The 1,978-nt window shown below is 65.3% G+C and carries 1 protein-coding gene and 1 pseudogene; both read right to left on the minus strand.

Annotated elements, in window-relative coordinates:
* Window positions 1-78: 78 nt before the first annotated feature.
* Window positions 79-1,842, minus strand: a complete 1,764-nt coding sequence (locus DBR30_RS12005; protein WP_108588361.1) for a bifunctional molybdopterin-guanine dinucleotide biosynthesis adaptor protein MobB/molybdopterin molybdotransferase MoeA — start codon at window positions 1,840-1,842, stop codon at window positions 79-81.
* Window positions 1,839-1,978 (minus strand): annotated as a pseudogene (locus tag DBR30_RS22140) (molybdenum cofactor guanylyltransferase MobA); the annotation flags it as partial. The pseudogene DBR30_RS22140 and the gene DBR30_RS12005, both read right to left, overlap by 4 nt.

The following is a 1,978-nucleotide window of genomic DNA, read 5'->3' on the forward strand; positions in this document are numbered from 1 at the left end:
GGGCATCAAGACGCACGGTCTGCCTCCTGTCAGGTGGGGGACGGGGCGCTGTGCATCCGGCCAACGCCCCGTCGGGATTTAGGCCAGTCGTCCCTGCAGGGGGTGGATCCAGACCCGCTCGCCAACGGCGATCCCGGGTTGATCCGGTACGATTTCAATCAGGCAGTTGGCATCGGCCATGGAGCTGAGAATGCCGGAGCCCTGTGGCCCTGTGGTGCGCACCCGCAACTGGCCGTTACGGTCCTGATGAAAGATGCCGCGCAGAAACTCGGTGCGCCCCGGGCGGCTCTTCATCTTCTCGTCTGCCAGTGCCGAGAGGCGCAGCGGCTGCCACCGCTTGCCTTGCAAGCGGGCGATGGCGGGCTCGACAAACTGCAGCACGCAGATCATCGCCGCCACCGGATTACCCGGCAGGCCGAAGAAGGGGGTCTGCCCCAGCTTGCCAAAGGCGAGCGGGCGACCCGGCCGCATCTGGATGCGCCAGAAATCGATCTGGCCGAGCTCCGCCAGCACCAGCTTGATAAAGTCGGCATTGCCCACCGAGACTCCGCCCGAGCTCAACACCAGATCGGCGCTGGCGGCGGCCTGCTCCAGCTGCTGGCGCAGAATGGTCTTGTCATCGGGAATGATGCCAAGGTCCATCACCTCGCAACCGGCGGCGCGGATAAGGGCCATCAGGGTGAAGCGGTTGCTGTCGAAGATGTGGCCGGGGGCGAGCTGCTCGCCCGGGGCCTGCACCTCGTCACCGGTACTGAACAGCGCCACTTTCAGCGGGGTGCGTACAGTGAGACTGGCTTGACCGAGTGATGCCGCCAGCCCCAGCTGGGGGGCGCCAAGCCAGGTACCGGCCGGGATGGCGACCGCACCTTTGGTGAGATCTTCCCCGGCGAGGCGCACATTCTGCCCTGCGCGGATCGGGGCGGTGACGGTGACCCACTCACCTTCAATCAGCGTCTCTTCCCGCATCACCACAGTATCTACCCCGGGGGGCAGCGGAGCGCCGGTCATGATCTGCACCGCCTGACCGGCCAGCACAGGCTCGTAGCGCTGCTGGCCTGCCAGCACTTCCCCCACCAGCTGCCAGCGGCCGGCGGCGAGATCGTCGCTGCGAAGGCCAATACCATCCATCGCCGAGTTGGCGTGGGGGGGCACATTGATGGGGCTGATCAGATCGGCGGCCAGCACGGCGCCGTGGCATTGGGCCAACGGTTTGTCGCTGCAGGCAGTGCTCGGGGTGAGGGCTGCCAGAATGGCGTTGCGGGCCGCCTCGACCGAGAGAAAGCCCTTGCCTGCTTCAGGCTCCTTGCTCTGGCAGCTGTCAAGCCAGCGGCAGACGAAGTCGGCAATGGCCGCCAGATCGTTGATATCGAGGCGGGGCAGGCTTGTCTGCTGTTGTTCGCCACTCTGTTGGGGCTGATCGCTGGCCAGCGCGATGATGTCCCGGTCTTCGGGGAAGAGCAGCGGCTTGCCAATCTCGGCGCGGTGCAGCTCGATTTTCGGGAAGTGTTCGTGCTTGAACCCCTCGACCAAGAGCAGATCGAGCTCTGTCTGATCGAAGCTGGCCAGCAGCTGGCGAAAATCGGCTTCGGCCAGTTCCGTCTCAATGATACGGGCATGACGACGGCGGGAGGCAACCATCATCTGTCGGGCACCCGCCTTGCGCAGGCGATAGCTGTCTTTGCCCGGCTGGTCGATATCAAAGTCGTGGTGGGCGTGCTTGAGCACCCCGATGCGCAGGCCACGATCCACCAGCAGGGGGATCAACTGCTCCAGCAAGGTGGTCTTGCCGGTGCCGCTCCAGGCGGCGAAGCCGAGCAGGGGAAGAGTGGGGGCCGGGGTCATGAGGTGACTCCTTGTTGGGGGTCGATAGCCGGGGCAAGCAGACGGGCCTCGTAGGCGGCCAGCTCGGCAGGGCTGTTGAGATTGATAAAGGCATCCGGCTGATCGGCAAAGCTCACCACCGCCATATTGTGGCGGG

The sequence above is a fragment of the Aeromonas sp. HMWF017 genome, from assembly GCF_003061465.1.
Classification (GTDB): domain Bacteria; phylum Pseudomonadota; class Gammaproteobacteria; order Enterobacterales; family Aeromonadaceae; genus Aeromonas; species Aeromonas veronii.

What these genes read in the sequence shown, in the direction of transcription:
- DBR30_RS12005 (WP_108588361.1), bottom strand. Translation starts at nt 1,842, where the DNA reads ATGACCCCGGCCCCCACTCTTCCCCTGCTCGGCTTCGCCGCCTGGAGC.